The 16,013-nt window shown below is 37.4% G+C and carries 14 protein-coding genes and 1 tRNA gene; 13 read left to right on the plus strand and 2 right to left on the minus strand.

Features of this window, described 5'->3' with window-relative positions; all coding sequences use genetic code 11:
- Window positions 1-20 precede the first annotated feature (20 nt).
- From rsmI to NXG62_RS09915, 7 genes are all read left to right on the plus strand, one after another.
- Complete coding sequence (gene rsmI / locus NXG62_RS09885; protein WP_427112247.1) at window positions 21-863, plus strand: 16S rRNA (cytidine(1402)-2'-O)-methyltransferase; 843 nt, start codon at window positions 21-23, stop codon at window positions 861-863.
- A 36-nt stretch (window positions 864-899) separates the two neighbouring features.
- Complete coding sequence (metG, locus tag NXG62_RS09890) at window positions 900-2,831, plus strand: methionine--tRNA ligase (RefSeq protein ID WP_427112248.1); 1,932 nt, start codon at window positions 900-902, stop codon at window positions 2,829-2,831.
- Complete coding sequence (locus tag NXG62_RS09895; RefSeq protein ID WP_427112249.1) at window positions 2,832-3,596, plus strand: TatD family hydrolase; 765 nt, start codon at window positions 2,832-2,834, stop codon at window positions 3,594-3,596.
- Window positions 3,597-4,110: 514 nt separating this feature from the next.
- On the plus strand, window positions 4,111-4,986 hold the full coding sequence (locus NXG62_RS09900; protein ID WP_322351526.1) for a LysR substrate-binding domain-containing protein: 876 nt from the start codon (window positions 4,111-4,113) through the stop codon (window positions 4,984-4,986).
- 47 nt (window positions 4,987-5,033) lie between these two features.
- Window positions 5,034-5,726, plus strand: a complete 693-nt coding sequence (locus tag NXG62_RS09905) for an iron-sulfur cluster assembly scaffold protein (RefSeq protein ID WP_427112250.1) — start codon at window positions 5,034-5,036, stop codon at window positions 5,724-5,726.
- A 12-nt stretch (window positions 5,727-5,738) separates the two neighbouring features.
- On the plus strand, window positions 5,739-6,749 hold the full coding sequence (locus NXG62_RS09910) for a GGGtGRT protein (protein WP_427112251.1): 1,011 nt from the start codon (window positions 5,739-5,741) through the stop codon (window positions 6,747-6,749).
- Between the two features lie 250 nt (window positions 6,750-6,999).
- Window positions 7,000-7,953 (plus strand): NlpC/P60 family protein, encoded by a 954-nt coding sequence (locus NXG62_RS09915; protein ID WP_427112252.1) that lies wholly within the window; start codon window positions 7,000-7,002, stop codon window positions 7,951-7,953.
- A gap of 54 nt (window positions 7,954-8,007) precedes the next feature.
- Here the strand turns inward: NXG62_RS09915 and NXG62_RS09920 are convergent, their stop codons facing one another.
- Window positions 8,008-8,790: a hypothetical protein gene (locus NXG62_RS09920; protein ID WP_322351525.1), complete on the minus strand. Its 783-nt coding sequence runs from the start codon at window positions 8,788-8,790 to the stop codon at window positions 8,008-8,010.
- 22 nt (window positions 8,791-8,812) lie between these two features.
- A complete protein-coding gene (locus NXG62_RS09925) occupies window positions 8,813-9,706 on the minus strand; it encodes a LysR family transcriptional regulator (protein WP_427112253.1) in 894 nt (297 codons plus the stop codon).
- Between the two features lie 178 nt (window positions 9,707-9,884).
- Here NXG62_RS09925 and NXG62_RS09930 point away from each other — a divergent pair, with 178 nt between their 5' ends.
- From NXG62_RS09930 to NXG62_RS09955, 6 genes are all read left to right on the plus strand, one after another.
- Window positions 9,885-11,060: a DNA polymerase IV gene (locus NXG62_RS09930; RefSeq protein ID WP_427112254.1), complete on the plus strand. Its 1,176-nt coding sequence runs from the start codon at window positions 9,885-9,887 to the stop codon at window positions 11,058-11,060.
- A gap of 48 nt (window positions 11,061-11,108) precedes the next feature.
- Window positions 11,109-11,402 carry a hypothetical protein gene (locus NXG62_RS09935; protein ID WP_427112255.1) on the plus strand — a complete coding sequence of 98 codons (294 nt, stop codon included), beginning with the start codon at window positions 11,109-11,111 and terminating at the stop codon, window positions 11,400-11,402.
- A 527-nt stretch (window positions 11,403-11,929) separates the two neighbouring features.
- Window positions 11,930-12,817 (plus strand): LysR family transcriptional regulator, encoded by an 888-nt coding sequence (locus NXG62_RS09940; RefSeq protein WP_322351524.1) that lies wholly within the window; start codon window positions 11,930-11,932, stop codon window positions 12,815-12,817.
- A gap of 124 nt (window positions 12,818-12,941) precedes the next feature.
- Complete coding sequence (locus NXG62_RS09945; RefSeq protein ID WP_427112256.1) at window positions 12,942-14,162, plus strand: MFS transporter; 1,221 nt, start codon at window positions 12,942-12,944, stop codon at window positions 14,160-14,162.
- A gap of 329 nt (window positions 14,163-14,491) precedes the next feature.
- Window positions 14,492-14,568: transfer RNA gene (locus NXG62_RS09950), tRNA-Arg, on the plus strand.
- 65 nt (window positions 14,569-14,633) lie between these two features.
- Window positions 14,634-15,980 (plus strand): FAD-dependent oxidoreductase, encoded by a 1,347-nt coding sequence (locus NXG62_RS09955; RefSeq protein WP_427114274.1) that lies wholly within the window; start codon window positions 14,634-14,636, stop codon window positions 15,978-15,980.
- The last annotated feature ends 33 nt before the right edge of the window (window positions 15,981-16,013 follow it).

Raw genomic sequence — 16,013 nt, forward strand, 5'->3', positions numbered from 1 at the left:
TTAAAATAAAGAGGTATGCTATGGCAGAAGTATTTAAAAAAGGAACATTATATCTTTGTGCGACCCCAATTGGAAATCTTGAAGATATTACATATCGGGCTGTGCGCTGTCTCAAAGAAGCGGATTTAATTGCTGCGGAGGATACTCGTCATACAAAACTGCTTTTGCGTGTTTATGGGATTGAAACTCCCCTTACCAGTTATCATGAACATAATAAAGAAACAAAAGGACCACAGCTTTTAAACCGGATGTTGGCAGGAGATATGATTGCGTTAGTGAGTGATGCGGGCATGCCTGCTATTTGTGATCCTGGCAATGATCTTACTAAACTGTGTATAGAACATAATATTTGTGTTGTACCTGTTCCGGGAGCGAATGCTGGACTTACGGGATTGATTGCGTCGGGTATGGATACTACAAGATTTACCTTTATGGGTTTTTTGCCTAAAACAAAAAAACATCGGCAACCTGTACTGGAATCGATTAAATTTTACGAGGGAACATTGATTTTTTATGAAGCGCCTCATCGTATCCAAACAATATTAGCAGAAATTATAGATATACTGGGTGATCGTCAGGCTGTATTGTGTAAGGAGCTTACAAAGTGCTATGAACAGTATTTTAGAGGAACACTGACCCAGCTTTGTACAATATTGCAAACTCAAGAGGTTCGCGGTGAATTTGTTATCCTTATCGAAGGAGCAAAAATTGACAAGGAAGACGTTAACGGAGATGCAGATTACGTGTCTCTGGTCCGGGAATTGATGGAACAAGGAATTTCTAAGAAGGAAGCTATCCGTACCGTTTCACGACGATGCGGTGTTTCTAAACGCAGTGTGTACCAGGCTGCGCTTATTATATAATCTGCCGGCTCATTTGCCAGCATAGGAGGGACATACATGTCTGAAAAAAAGAATACCTATTTTATTACTACACCTATTTATTATCCTAGTGCAAAACTTCATATTGGACATACGTACTGCACAACCATTGCTGATTCACTTGCACGATATCATCGTCTTAAGGGGGATGATGTGTTTTTTCTGACTGGATCGGATGAACATGGTCAGAAAATTCAGCGTGCGGCTGAAGCTAAAGGAATGACACCCATTGCATATGTTGATGATATTGTGTTGTTATTCCAACAGTTATGGAAAAAACTGAATATTTCTAATGATGATTTTATTCGTACGACAGAAAAACGTCATGAGATAGTTGTCCAAGAATTGATGCAGAAATCCTATGATAATGGAGACATATATAAATCTGAATACGAAGGCTGGTATTGTACACCTTGTGAAACATTTTGGCCGGAAAATAAACTTCCGGAAGGAAAACATATTTGTCCAGACTGTGGTCGTCCGTTGGAACTTGTTAAAGAAGAAAGCTATTTTCTTAAAATGAGTAAATATGCTGACCGCTGGCTTGCGTTTATTGATGAAAATCCTGACTTTATCCAGCCAGAATCGCGGCGCAATGAAATGATTGCTTTTGTTAAAAGCGGTCTGGAAGATCTTTGCGTTTCCCGCACGTCTTTTGATTGGGGAATTAAAGTTCCGTGGGATCCTAAGCATGTTGTATATGTGTGGTTTGATGCATTGGTCAATTATATTACGGCAGCTGGGTATCATGATAATCCGGAACGATTTAAAGAACTTTGGCCGGCAGATTTGCACTTGGTTGGAAAGGAAATTGTTCGATTCCACTCTATTATATGGCCAATCATGCTTATGAGTTGCGGATTGCCTCTTCCCAAAAAAGTTTTTGGACATGGTTGGCTTATTGTTGATGGTACGAAAATGAGTAAATCCTTAGGTAATGTTGTTGATCCTATTCCACTTATTGAAAAGTATGGAGCAGATCCGCTTCGTTATTATCTCTTAAAAGAAATTCGATTAGGGCAGGATGGTAATTTTTCACTTCCTTCTTTCATTCGCCGTATTAATGCAGATTTGGCAAATGATCTTGGAAATTTGCTGCAACGAACCTTGACTATGGTAGAAAAATATGAAGGCGGTGTTGTTGCGGCTCCTTCCATTGCGGAAACGGTCGATGATGATTTGTCGGCTTGTGGGGTTGATACCGCAAAACGTTTTGAAATTTTTATGGATGATATGAAAATTAATGACGCCATCAATGATGTATGGGTACTTATTCGACGTTCCAATAAGTATATTGATGAAACAATGCCATGGGTACTGGCTAAAGATAATCAAAAGCAAAAACGCTTGGAAACCGTGTTGTATAATCTAATGGATTCTTTACGGATTATAGCTATTCTCGTTAGTCCTTATATTCCGTCCAGTGCTGAAAAAATGTGGCAGCAGCTTGGTCTTGGCGATTTTTCAAATGCGACATTGCAGACGGCACAAGTATGGGGACAATATCCGGCAGATACCAAGATATCCAAAGGAGCGGCACTTTTTCCAAGATTTGAATTACCTGAAGAAACTGAAGAAAGTGAGGCGGCAAAACTTGTTTGTACTGCGGCAAAAGAAGTATTTAAGCCGGAAATTGAAATCGATGATTTTGGGAAAGTGGATTTACGTGTAGCGAAGGTTTTAGCTTGTGAAAAAATTCCTAAAACTTCTAAACTTTTGAAGTTAAGTCTGGATCTTGGAACCGAACAGCGTATCGTTGTTAGCGGAATTTCCCAGTTCTACAAACCAGAAGATCTTATTGGACATTGTATTATCTGCGTAACAAATTTAAAAGCGGCAAAACTTTGTGGAGTAGAATCAAAAGGCATGCTGTTAGCTGCTTCAGACGGGGATGGCAAGCTGCAAGTTGCATTTGTTGATGGTATGGCTCCGGGAAGCCGGGTGAGGTAAATGTTGTTTGATACGCATTGCCATATTAATGACACATCGTATGATGTAGATCGGCAGGCAATGTTACAGCGCGCTTTTGATGCTGGTGTAAGAGTAATGATGTGTCCGGGAACAGATATACGTACATCAGCAGAAGCAGTTGCCATGAGCCGCCAATATACGCAGGTATATGCGGCTGTCGGTATTCATCCGGAAGATGCTGCTAGTGCTGATTCTGAAAGTTTTACGCAAATTCGAAAATGGCTTGAAACTGAAAAGAAAATTGTTGCAATAGGAGAAGTTGGGTTGGATTATCATTGGCCGGAGCCTTCACATGAAGTGCAGCAAAAGGTATTTATTGAACAGGTAAAACTAGCGGTTGAATACAATATCCCTATCGATATTCATGATCGGGAAGCACATGGGGACACCATGAATATCCTGCGTCAATATGGCAAGGGACTGCAGGGTGTTTTTCATTGTTACTCAGGCAGCTTAGAAATGGCACAGGAATTGTTAAAAATGGGATTTTATATCGGTTTTACGGGTACTATGGTTTTTCCAAAGTCACAAAAATTGAAACGTATTGCTTCAGAGATTCCGCTGGATAGAATTTTAATTGAAACCGATTGTCCCTATCTTACGCCGCCGCCATTTCGCGGCAGACGAAACGAGCCCGCATATGTAAAATACGTAGCCGCTGAGTTAGCGAGACTTCGAGGGATGAAACTGGAAGAAATACAAAAAATTACCTTTGAAAACGGAAAATGTATTTTTAGAATATGATATATAGCCATGTTTTTTTTAACAGACTTCAGATACAGGAATATCTGAAGTCTGTTTTTTTGAATAATGGTTAGAAAATATAAGTATAATAATTGATGAAAATGAGCGAATACAGACATAAATTTATATTTATTATGTATTATATCGGATAATCATAGTTATATAGAATAAAGAATTTTAATAGTATCTATTTGATATAACATATAAAGGTATCATTTTTTTTGTTACACTATACATAGAAATATAATATGTCATATTAAGCGCTTAAAGAAAGCAGAATTTTTAAAAACAAAGCTATATTTTGTTTTGGTATGGTGTTTTGGGAGGAGAATGGTCTACTCTTAGTTTTATAAAATTATGGACATGATGCAAAATAGGGTTGCAAAAAGTATCCATAGGGATTATAATTGTCCCAATAATTAAATTAACTTGCCATTTTTAGGTAAATATCATAAAATATTCTTATGGAACTATTAAAATTAGAATAAAATGATTATTTGAAAGGATGGCAACTATGCTGGATTTTCGTATTCATACGTTTCTATGTGTTTGCCGCCACATGAATTATACTAAAGCAGCGGCAGAATTACGCATTACCCAGCCAGCCGTATCTCAACATATACGTTATCTGGAGAAAGAATATGGAGCTAAGCTGTTTAGTTATACAGGGAAACATCTTGCACTGACACAAGCAGGTCACATCCTTTTGAATGCAGCGGCAACGATTCGGCATGATGATTCTATGTTGAAACAACGGCTTCAGGATTTACAACGCAACAATAAGTCGATTGCAATGGGAGCTACGCATACTATTGGGGAGTTTTGTATTGTTGACAAGTTAGCGCGTTTTTTGAACCGCAACCCTAATTTAAATTTACGTTTAGAGATTGCTGATACGGAATATCTATTAAAATTAGTAGATGAAGGAAAAATTGATTTTGCTATTGTTGAAGGTTTTTTTGAAGTGTGTGAATATGATACGCTGCCTTTTGCTGAAGAACCCTTGATTGCTGTATGTGGACCCGATTACCCAGCAGAAGATATTACGGTTTGGAAAGATTTATTAAAAATGCGTATTATTATTCGTGAAAAAGGGGCTGGGGCCCGAGATTTGCTAGAACGGCATTTGGCAGAACACAATTTAACAATAGAAGATTTTGCACATCGAGTAGAAGCCGGTAGTCCTAAGGCAATAAAAGAGATGGTTTCTCGTAATTGTGGAGTCGCCTTTTTATATGAACATTCTGTCCGCAGGGAACTGGAACAAGGATTGCTGCGTCAAGTTCCTATCCGTCATTTTAATGTGCGACATGCGTTTTCTTTTTTATGGCGTAAAGGAAGTATGCATAAACAGACATTTAAAGATATTTTTAAGCAGTTGAAAAATTGAAGTTTGTTTTGTGATGGGGATATATTCTAGGGAGGGAAATATAAATTATGTTATATTCAACGGAAGTAAAGAACATGTGCTCTATTAAAAAGGGTGCATATCATGGACCGGCACCAATTCCAGAAGAAGGAAAATGGGTACAAGCTAAAGAAATAAAAGATATTAATGGGTTGACGCATGGCATTGGCTGGTGTGCCCCGCAGCAGGGTGCTTGCAAACTAACATTAAATGTAAAGGATGGTATTATAGAGGAAGCACTTGTAGAAACTATCGGGTGCTCAGGGATGACACATTCGGCGGCAATGGCTTCGGAGATTTTACCGGGCAAGACATTACTTGAAGCACTGAATACGGATCTTGTCTGTGATGCTATTAATGTTGCTATGCGCGAACTTTTCTTGCAGATTGTGTATGGCCGCACACAAACCGCTTTTTCTGAAGGGGGACTTCCTATCGGAGCCAGTCTTGATGATTTAGGAAAAGGTATGCGCAGTCAAATAGGAACTATGTTTGGAACAAATAAAAAAGGGACTCGGTATTTAGAGCTTACGGAAGGATATGTTACCAGAATGGCTCTTGATGAAGAAAAACAAGTGATCGGTTATGAATTTATTCATCTTGGAAAAATGATGGAAGCTATAAAAAAAGGTATGGAACCGGCAGAGGCAATGGAAAAAGCAAAAGGGCATTATGGCCGTTTTGAGGAAGCATATTCATATATCGATCCAAGAGAACAATAGGAGGGTTTAAACATGGAACTATTCGAAAGCTATGATAGAAGAATCGATAAAATTCTCGAAGTGTTGAGGGAGTACGGTATACATAGCGTGGAAGAATGCCGAGATATTTGTGCAGAAGCAGGGATTGATCCATATACGATCGTAAAAGAAATCCAACCGATTGCTTTTGAAAATGCTGGATGGGCATATACTGTAGGGGCGGCAATTGCTATTAAAAAAAATTGTCGTACTGCTGTGAAAGCCGCTTCCGCTATTGGGATTGGATTACAAGCGTTTTGTATTCCCGGATCTGTAGCGGATGATCGCAAGGTTGGATTAGGTCATGGTAATTTGGCATCCATGTTGTTAAAAGATGAAACCATGTGTTTTGCTTTTTTAGCGGGGCATGAATCTTTTGCAGCGGCAGAAGGTGCCATTGGTATTGTTCGCAATGCCAATAAAGCGCGTAAAGTTCCGCTTAGAGTAATACTTAATGGACTGGGAAAAGATGCGGCTCAAATTATTTCTCGTATCAATGGATTTACTTATGTGCAGACGCAATTTGATTATGTGACCGGAAAGCTTGCAATTGTTAGAGAAATTCCTTACTCTAAAGGTGAACGTGCGGATGTTTGCTGTTTTGGAGCTGATGATGTTCGTGAAGGTGTTGCAATCATGCATTATGCTGGTGTGGATGTATCTATTACGGGTAATTCTACGAATCCGACGCGATTTCAGCATCCTGTAGCTGGCACGTATAAAAAAGAATGCATTGAAATGGGGAAAAAATATTTTTCCGTAGCTTCCGGCGGCGGCACAGGCCGAACGCTTCATCCGGACAATATGGCAGCAGGACCGGCATCTTATGGTATGACGGACACTATGGGCCGTATGCATTCAGATGCACAGTTTGCTGGTTCTTCTTCTGTCCCTGCTCATGTGGAAATGATGGGATTTCTGGGTATGGGGAATAATCCTATGGTGGGAGCTTCTGTGGCGGTGGCGGTTGCTGTTGAAGGTGCGGCAAAAGAAAATAAATTTTAATATAAATATTGTAAAAACAACGACTTCAAAACATGTTAGAAGTCGTTGTTTTTTTGACGATATAACGTAAATGTGGTATAATAATTAACGTAATTAATGGGAATCATACAGTATAACAACAATATAAGGCTATCCTAAAAGTAATGTCAGTGTTCTTTTCGGATAGCCTGTTTAGTAGATATAAACAATTCACAATGATTAAATATGGGAAAGCATAAGCTTTATACTATCCAAAGGAAAGGAGTATTTGATGGGTAATTGGCAAAGAGTAGCAGGGATCACCTGTATAATTATGTTGACGGTTACGTCCTATTCGGGGGCAACATTTCATCCGGGAGAGCGGGGAAATCAGATAGCAGCTATTCAACAGGTATTAGGTATTGTTGCTGATGGCGATTATGGTTCGGGTACCATTCAAGCGGTCAAGAATTTTCAATCTAGTCATGGTTTGGATGTTGATGGAATTGTTGGTGCGCAAACGTATAAAGCGATTATGGGGTCTGATATTCCGGTAAATAATACAAGTCGTTTTGTACAAAAAAAAATTAATGAAATTGCAGATATGGGAGCTGCATCCCCTGCATCTGCAATAAGTTCGGATACTGTTATTACTGTTATTCAACAAGCACTTGTCAATAAGGGTTATAATATACCTGTTGACGGTGATTTTGGCAGTGTTACCGAGCAAGCTGTCAGACAGTTTCAGATGAGTCAGGGGCTTGACGCAGATGGAATTGTTGGTCCGACAACTTTTAGAGTACTTACAGGTCGTGAACTTACTACGGGTTCTGTTCGCCGCTATTCTTACAGCAGGAGTAATGATCGAGTCTATTCCTCCATGCGGGATCGGGTGCTCGGAATAGCCAATCAATATTTGGGTGTACCTTATGTTTTTGGCGGGAATACACCTAGTGGATTTGATTGCTCTGGGTTTACGCGATATGTTTATTCGGCAGTAGGTATTGACTTGCCGCGGATGGCAGATGATCAATATGCTATTGGCAGCTATGTCTCTTCCTCTATGCTGCAGCCGGGAGATTTGGTTTTCTTTACAACCTATGCTTCTGGAGTTTCACATTCAGGGATTTATATTGGAAATGATCAGTTTATCAGTGCGACTACTTCAGGAGGTGTTGCGATAGCTAATTTACACAACAGCTATTGGGAATCTCGATATATAGGTGCTAAGCGTGTGATCAGCTGATACAGAAAAAGCGGTTGTAAGTAGAATTTTTCTACGTTTACAATCGCTTTTTTTTTATTTTATATAGGTGGAAGCAACGGCTATAATATCTTTTTTTGTAATAGAAGGGATATGTCCTGATTTAAACATATTCCAAATAGCTGTATCGTCTACAATCCATAAAGAAGGGCGTAGTTCTGTGCGATGATCCCTCATATATGCCATGGTACAGAGGGCAATATTACTTATCGGCAGACTTTTGAGTACATAGGAAAAGTTTGTTCGGGGAATTGATTTTGCAGGTTGTTTCCAGACATTTTCTATTTCTAATGTGTAATCACATTCGTGGTATCCATTGGAGATGGCTTCTTTTCCGATGTCTTCTGTATTTTTTTCCCCCATATCCATAAGTAAATAGTCATAAAACAGTTTTCGTTCCCATTTTTGAAGTAGGGCATCCCGACCTATTAAAATTTCACAAATATCTTCTCTGTACAAATGGATTAACTCTAATAAGAATGCAAAACGATGTTGTTTAAAGGTAAAATCACCAGCCGTTAAGAATAGTTCACGCATACGGATGTATATGGCGGTTTCTTGACGGTAGTCACTGTCAAATATACTTAGCGGTGTTTGTTGTCTAATATATTGATATAATTTTTTCTCCAAAATAAATGCTTTACGAGCCGCTGCTGTTCGTTTGTCATTCGTGGCCAGTACGTCAAGACGGGTGCGGTTTAAGAGATCTAAATAGTTTAAACCGGCAGCTACTGTTGAGATTGAGCTGAACTTCCCATTTTTTATTTGATGGTTAAATATTTCACAGATATCTTCGTTAGATAATACTTGATGGTACATGATTATAAAAACCTTCTTTCTTTTATGTTTGATTTTTAAAATATTCTTTGAATGATTCAACCCAAATTTTAGCAGGATATGATAAGAATCCTCGACTTTTCCAAGTCATGGCAACAGTCCATGTAATTTTGGGTTCAATTAAAGGAATCGAAACAATATCATCATTTGAATAATGAGTACAAATATTTTGCGGTACTAAGGCAATGCCTAAATGGATACGTACCATTTCTACGAGAAAAGTCCAATTACTGCTTCGGCAGACTACTTTGGGGTGTCCCATTACTTTTTGAAAATAGGCCTGGATAAAAGGATTTAAGTCAAACGTGGCAGGATAATATACAAAAGTTTCGTTTTTTATATCTTCTATAGTTAGTGTTTGTTTTAGAGCCAGTGGATGATTGCGCCAGACAACGATATTTAAAAGTTCTTTTTTAAAAATATAATATTCATAGGGGATGTTATAGCGCATCGGCAATATTATAAAACCAGCTTGAATCATTTCTTCGTCAATAGCCTTAATTGTTTTTTGGGAACTTATTTCCAGAAGTTCTAAGTTGATATAGGGGTATGTTTTTAAAAAATAACTGATAAAGGGAGAGAGAGAGGTTATGCTGAGCATAGAAGGAATCCCAATAGATAAATTCCCGGAATTTAAACAATGTGAAGATTCCATTTGTTCATTTATTTTAGTGAAATTATTCACGATAATTTCAACTTTAGGTAATAAATATAAACCAGTTTCCGTTAATTCAATTGTTTTTCCTTTACGATTAAATAATTTTGTATTCCAATTTTTTTCTAATGTTCTGATGCCTTTGCTAATAGAAGGTTGACTAATGTGCAAGGATTTTGAGGCTTTTGTAAAACTTTTTTTGTGAGCAACTTCAACAAAATAGGTTAACTGAAATAAATCCATAAATCATGACACCTCCTAAATAGGAACTATATATATTATATTAACACACTTTAGTAAATAAGAAAACGAATGAGTTATTTAATTCACATACTGAGAAAAAAGTATTTTATATCGATGATATATCAAAAATTGTAAAAAGTTGTATAATAGATTATATAAAAAATACGGAGGAATCAAAATGTCAGTTCGTTGGATCATGCATGTTGATATGGATGCATTTTATGCATCTGTTGAGCAACGAGATAATCCCGCATTACGGGGACTTCCGGTCATTATTGGTGGTTTAATGGATCGAGGTGTTGTTGCCACTGCTTCGTATGAGGCACGCGTTTTTGGAGTTCATTCGGCAATGAGCATGAAACAAGCACGCCGATTGTGTCCCAACGGTGTATTTTTACCAGTGCGCATGTCTTATTATCGAAAGGTGTCCTACCAGATACGCCTTATTATGTCGCATTATTCACCATTTATTGAACCATTGGCTTTAGATGAAGCATTTTTGGACGTGTCTGGTATGGAACGGCAATACCCAATGATAAAAGATATAGGTATTGCTATTAAAAATGATATTCATAAGAATATGGGTCTTATTGCTTCTGCGGGGATTGCACCGAATAAATTCTTGGCAAAATTAGCCTCTGATTTGCGAAAACCGGATGGTTTAATGTGGATTCCGTATGGAAAAGAACGGGAAATATTGGCACCCTTGCCAGTAAAACGACTCTGGGGGGTGGGACGCGTAACAGCAGAGGCATTAGAATCTGTAGGAATTCATACGATTGGTGATATTGCTGCAGTGGGGGTAAATGTGCTGCAATCTGTTACTGGGAATCAGGCAAAACGGCTTTACGAGTTATCGTGCGGTATAGATAAACGGCCATTGGAAGTAAGCCGTCGGCCTCAATCAATTGGCAATGAACATACCTATGAACATGATATTTTTGCTTTTGATGAGATCGATGAGCAGTTTCGAATATTAGCCAATGAAGTTTCCTGGCGCTTGCGACGACATCATTTAATGGGGCGAACGATTACAATAAAAATTAGGTTGGCATCATTTCATATGATAACTCGTTCACTCACGCTTCAAAATAATGGAACTTGCTCAGAAGAACAATTATATTTTTCTGCAAAAAAATTGTATAATAAAGCAAGGGTAGTAAAACCGATACGACTGTTAGGATTGACAGTAAGTCAGTTGCAGCCGCTTCAAATTCAAGGAGATCTTTTTTCTGAAGATGAAGAAATAAAAGGTAAAGTAGCGGAAGCAATTGATAAATTACAGCAGCGATTTGGTCGTAATGCTATTATGGAAGGTTTTTTGTGGGAATTATCTCATGATAAAAATAAATAAAATGTGTTTAAAATATTTTTAATTTTATTTAGCGAGGAGTAATGTGATATGTCGATCTTCAAAGTAATTGCTCATACAGATTCAAATAATAACGGTTATATTCAATATGATACGGAGACAAAAGAGTTGACAATATGTCTTCATGATTTGGAAAAAGAAGAACAAGTTCGAGCGTATTTAACAAAGGAAAGAGCGATGCATCGTTATGTGGGGTTATCGACTTTTGAGACGGTAAGCGCGGCACCTGTTTCCAGTTTAGAAAATTTAAAATTAGCGTTAGGGTATATATGGCTGGATTTGGATGTTCATATTGATTGGAGCCGACCAACGGAAGAAATCTAATAGGGAATAAGGTTATCCACAACTTATTCACAATTTATCACCACTGATGTATCGTCTTGTGTATAAACGAAAAAATATACGATAATAGTAAAATACGCGAAGTGTATAGCAGAAATGGAAGCGATAAAATGTGGATAACTTAAAAAAACAATGTATACTAATCGTGTAATTATATAGAAAATAAGCACAACCATGCGGATAATTATGATTATTTTCTATTTAGCGGCTAAAGTGGATATATTGTGGATTATTGTGGATAAATAATAGATATTGGCGTGTATGGTTTTGGAGAAATAAAAAAAATGATGATATATGTACAGCTTTTTACAAAAAGATAGGTGTCTTCTATAGAAAAGTATGAGTTATCCACAATTTTTATAAAAAATTTTCGTAGTGAAATACGTGGTATTCATTTGTTGTAATATATTAAGTATATAGTATAATATATGGTGCTGTAATAACGAAGTCTCCGAAGAATATGTGTTTGGAGACTTTATTTTTATATCGGGAATGTAAGGGGGCAGGTAATGATGAATTTGCCAAATATACAGCAATTAGAAAATTTTATTATTTACGGAAAAGTCCGTAATTTTACTGCCGCGGCAAAAGAAGCTAATATAACACAATCTGCCTTTAGTTTTCAAATGAAAAAGCTCGAAGAAAGGATAGGGGTACAACTTATTGTACGATCGAATAAAGGCAGTAACTTGACGGAAGAAGGAGAATTATTCCTGAAAAGAGTAGAAGTTATTTTTCAGAATCTTGAAGAATGTATTTGTGATATACAAGCATTGGGCGGTCAGACACTTTCTCTTTCTGTAGGGACGCTTATGTCATTAGGTGACGTGCTTATGAATCGTCATTTAGCATATTTTCAGAAACATCATCCGAAAATGCCTATTAGTGTATATAATTTAGAAGCACGAGAGCTTCTAAAACAGCTTGAAGAAGATAAACTTGACATTATATCGACTTTTTGTCTTCCGCAAATGAATATTAATAAATATGAACAGACCTTTTTTTGTACGGAAAAAATGGTATATTACGCTCCGAATATGCATATAGAAAATCCGACAGTTTCTGCCGATTATATGGCGAGACGTCCATTAGCGCAGTATTCGTCATATTATTTGATGAATACTAATATTCAAAAATATTTTTCATCCATAGATTGTCATCCAGTTGTACAAGCATGGTTTTCTACACCGTATGCGATTATGCAGTACTGTCAGGAAAATCTTACAGGGGCGTTATTATCTGAACGATTTCTTGTGGCTATGGGAGTTTATGAAGGATACTATGAAGTAGAACCAAAGTTTGATATGTCTTGTTATTTATTATATAAGCACAATAATCCAAAGTATAAAATGATGAAAATATTTATTGATTATATTCGAAGATTATATCAAGGTTAACTAGTATATAACGGGTTACCTGTCATTACATTATTTTATGCCTGCCATTATTTTTATTTGTTATACAAGAAAGACTATTAGGTATAAAATAAGCTCTATCAATTTAATGGAGATGAAACAGGGTATGAAGGAAACATCGTTATGGAATACAGATTTTCTATTGGATACGGGCATCAATTTTGTTGTATATTTGATTTATTATTTACTTATGGTTATTATTGCTGTCGTTGCAAAAGATCAGCTTAATGCGTCATTAAGTGAAGCCGGCTTAGCGTCTGGGGTTTTTATTGTTGGGACATTGCTAGCGCGGTTGCAATTAGGGAAAAACATTGAATTATATGGAAGGAAAAGAACGTTATACTGCGGAATTGTTTTTTATTTTGTTACTACACTTTTTTATTTTTATATTCCGAATTTAGAAATAATGTATGGGATACGATTTCTTAATGGTCTTGCCTATGGCATTATTTCAACGGCAACGAACACCATTATTACTAGTTGTATTCCTGTAAAACGTCGTGGTGAAGGTATTAATTATTATGGATTAAGTACTAGTTTAGCAGCAGCTATTGGACCATTTTTAGGAATGGTACTTATGTTGATAGCTAATTTCAAAATTATTATTATTATTTGTGCAATTTTGGTCGGATTATGTGTGATTGGCTGCTTCATGTTGCGAATCAATGAAATTCAATTGACGGATGAACAAATGAAACGTATGAAGAATTATTCTATAGATAATTATATAGAATCACATGTTATTGTTATTTCTGTTATTGCTCTTTTTATGGGTTTTGCTTATTCTAGTGTCCTTAGTTTTTTGGCAGCCTATGCTCGGGAAATCCATTTGGTTCAGGCAGGAACCTTTTTCTTTGTTGTATATGCTGTTGTTATTACGATTACGCGGCCTCTTACGGGAATTGTTTTTGACCGTAAAGGTGAAAATTATGTGCTGTATCCGTGTTATTTGTTTTTAGCGGTTGGCTTGTATATTTTAAGTATAACGGATACGACGTTTTTACTATTACTGGCTAGTGTTTTTGTCGGCTTAGGGTATGGTACATTCATGTCTAATGGCCAAGCCGTATGTATCAAATTAACACAGCCCCATCGTGTAAGCGTAGCTTTATCAACCTATTTTGTGTCGTTGGATTTGGGAATTGGCATAGGACCATATATTTTGGGGAACATGCGCAATGTGTTTTCTTTTTCCCAGCTTTATATCGTGGCAGGTATGATTGCATTTTTTTGTTTTATTTTGTATTTTTTATTTTATGGACGGAAAGTTTGCAGTAATAAAATTGCAGCAAGAACAATTATTACGATGGAAAAATCACCTGATTAGAAATTGTAGGCGAAATGAATGTGATGTTTTAAGAAGAAGTCATTTATTATACGTCTTTTGAAATAAAAAAATGCAGTACAAATTGAAATATATTATATAACTAAATTAAACAGATTCTTATATAAAAATAAGCGCCCCTTCGATAATGGAAGTGATGTGACTGTCTATTATGGGAGGGGTATTTTGTATAGGTAGTTCAGGACGTTTTCTATATGTTTTCTTTATGATATATAGATATTATGGACTGCTTTTAGTATAATTTTTCAGATGACAGAATATAAAATACATGGTATTATAGTGGTGCGCATAAAACACTGTGCGTGTTTGATGCGCCCATAGCTCAGCTGGATAGAGCAGCAGTTTCCTAAACTGCGTGTCGGATGTTCGAGTCATCTTGGGCGCACCATTTTTATGTGTAATGTGTAATTACAAGGATGATAGGAGTTGATAGTTGTGGCGGAAAATAAGGGTATGCAGGATGTTCTTGCATTTGAGCAGGAACCTTTGGCAGATTATGATCTTACGTTGCAGGAAGCCGTCATTGAAGCGCGACGCTGTTTACATTGTGCCGTACCACAATGCCGGAAGGGATGTCCTATTAATAATGAAATTCCACAATTTATACAGGAACTGTCTGCAGGAAATTTTGGTACAGCTGCAGAATATATTTCACATCATAATGATTTGCCGGCTGTTTGTGGACGTGTTTGCTCGCGGGAAATACAGTGCGAGGGTCATTGTATTTTGGGAAAAAAAGGAAAACCTATTGCCATTGGAAAATTAGAACGATTTGTTGCAGACGTTTCGATGACGGGTGGGTTTCTTCCTCAAAAAACAAATAAAAAAAATAATGGCAGAGTTGCCGTGATAGGCAGTGGACCGGCTGGTCTTACGGTTGCATATGAACTGGCACGCAGAGATTATGACATTACGGTGTTTGAAGAAGATGGACAGCCAGGCGGAATGCTATTATTTGGAATCCCTGCTTTTCGGTTGCATAAAAAATATATTTATCGTGAAGTAGAAGCATTGCAGCAATTGGGTGTACATTTTCAATATAATATAAAAATCGGTAGGGATAAGTCACTGGAAGATTTATTTGGTGAAGGCTATGAAGCGGTATTTGCTGGTATTGGTACATCTGTTGCATGGGGGCTCGGTATTGACAATGACCAAATAGAAGGGGTTGTTGATGCACAAGCATTTCTTCATCAGGTACAGCAAGTGCAAATGGGTGAAGAAGAGGTTACCAATCTTCCCATTCAAAAAGGTGATGCCGTAATCGTAGTAGGGGCGGGAAATGTTGCTATTGATGCTGCTCGGACGGCATTGCGGTTACAGGCTGACGTATCTATTGTCTATCGTCGTGCGGAGAAAAATATGAAGTGCCTTCCGTCGGAATATGAGGAAGCGAAAGCAGATGGCGTAAAGTTTCAATTTTATTCAGCACCTCGAGCTGTTGTTGGAATTCAGCATGTGGAAGGTCTGCAATATGAAAAGCAAAAAATACTTGCAGATGCTACGATGGTTCCCACCGGTGAATATGGAATTGTTCCGGCAAACAAAATTATTGCAGCTATTGGCAATCGTCCCGAAATAGACAGTATTCAATCATTAAAAGTAGAAGTGACGGATGACGGCTATATTTCGACGATGCAAAAACCGTATGGTATGACAACTCGTGCAGGTGTATTTGCCGCCGGTGATGTTGTCCATAAACCGGCAACGGTTGTGCTGGCTATGCGTGAAGCAAAAAAAACAGCGGCAGGTATTGACCGGTATATACAAGCGAAACATTTGTTGAATGGTGTAGAGTGATCACATATATTTTCTGTCTTCAGGAGGGTGACT

Origin of the sequence: Megasphaera sueciensis (assembly GCF_050219315.1) — a bacterium.
GTDB lineage: Bacteria > Bacillota > Negativicutes > Veillonellales > Megasphaeraceae > Megasphaera_A > Megasphaera_A sueciensis.

Excerpts from the sequence above, each read along its gene's own strand:
- rsmI (WP_427112247.1), top strand. The coding sequence starts at position 21 with ATGGCAGAAGTATTTAAAAAAGGAACATTATATCTTTGTGCGACCCCA.
- metG (WP_427112248.1), top strand. The coding sequence starts at position 900 with ATGTCTGAAAAAAAGAATACCTATTTTATTACTACACCTATTTATTAT.
- NXG62_RS09895 (WP_427112249.1), top strand. The coding sequence starts at position 2,832 with ATGTTGTTTGATACGCATTGCCATATTAATGACACATCGTATGATGTA.
- NXG62_RS09900 (WP_322351526.1), top strand. The coding sequence starts at position 4,111 with ATGCTGGATTTTCGTATTCATACGTTTCTATGTGTTTGCCGCCACATG.
- NXG62_RS09905 (WP_427112250.1), top strand. The coding sequence starts at position 5,034 with ATGTTATATTCAACGGAAGTAAAGAACATGTGCTCTATTAAAAAGGGT.
- NXG62_RS09910 (WP_427112251.1), top strand. The coding sequence starts at position 5,739 with ATGGAACTATTCGAAAGCTATGATAGAAGAATCGATAAAATTCTCGAA.
- NXG62_RS09915 (WP_427112252.1), top strand. The coding sequence starts at position 7,000 with ATGGGTAATTGGCAAAGAGTAGCAGGGATCACCTGTATAATTATGTTG.
- NXG62_RS09920 (WP_322351525.1), bottom strand. The coding sequence starts at position 8,790 with ATGTACCATCAAGTATTATCTAACGAAGATATCTGTGAAATATTTAAC.
- NXG62_RS09925 (WP_427112253.1), bottom strand. The coding sequence starts at position 9,706 with ATGGATTTATTTCAGTTAACCTATTTTGTTGAAGTTGCTCACAAAAAA.
- NXG62_RS09930 (WP_427112254.1), top strand. The coding sequence starts at position 9,885 with ATGTCAGTTCGTTGGATCATGCATGTTGATATGGATGCATTTTATGCA.
- NXG62_RS09935 (WP_427112255.1), top strand. The coding sequence starts at position 11,109 with ATGTCGATCTTCAAAGTAATTGCTCATACAGATTCAAATAATAACGGT.
- NXG62_RS09940 (WP_322351524.1), top strand. The coding sequence starts at position 11,930 with ATGATGAATTTGCCAAATATACAGCAATTAGAAAATTTTATTATTTAC.
- NXG62_RS09945 (WP_427112256.1), top strand. The coding sequence starts at position 12,942 with ATGAAGGAAACATCGTTATGGAATACAGATTTTCTATTGGATACGGGC.
- NXG62_RS09955 (WP_427114274.1), top strand. The coding sequence starts at position 14,634 with ATGCAGGATGTTCTTGCATTTGAGCAGGAACCTTTGGCAGATTATGAT.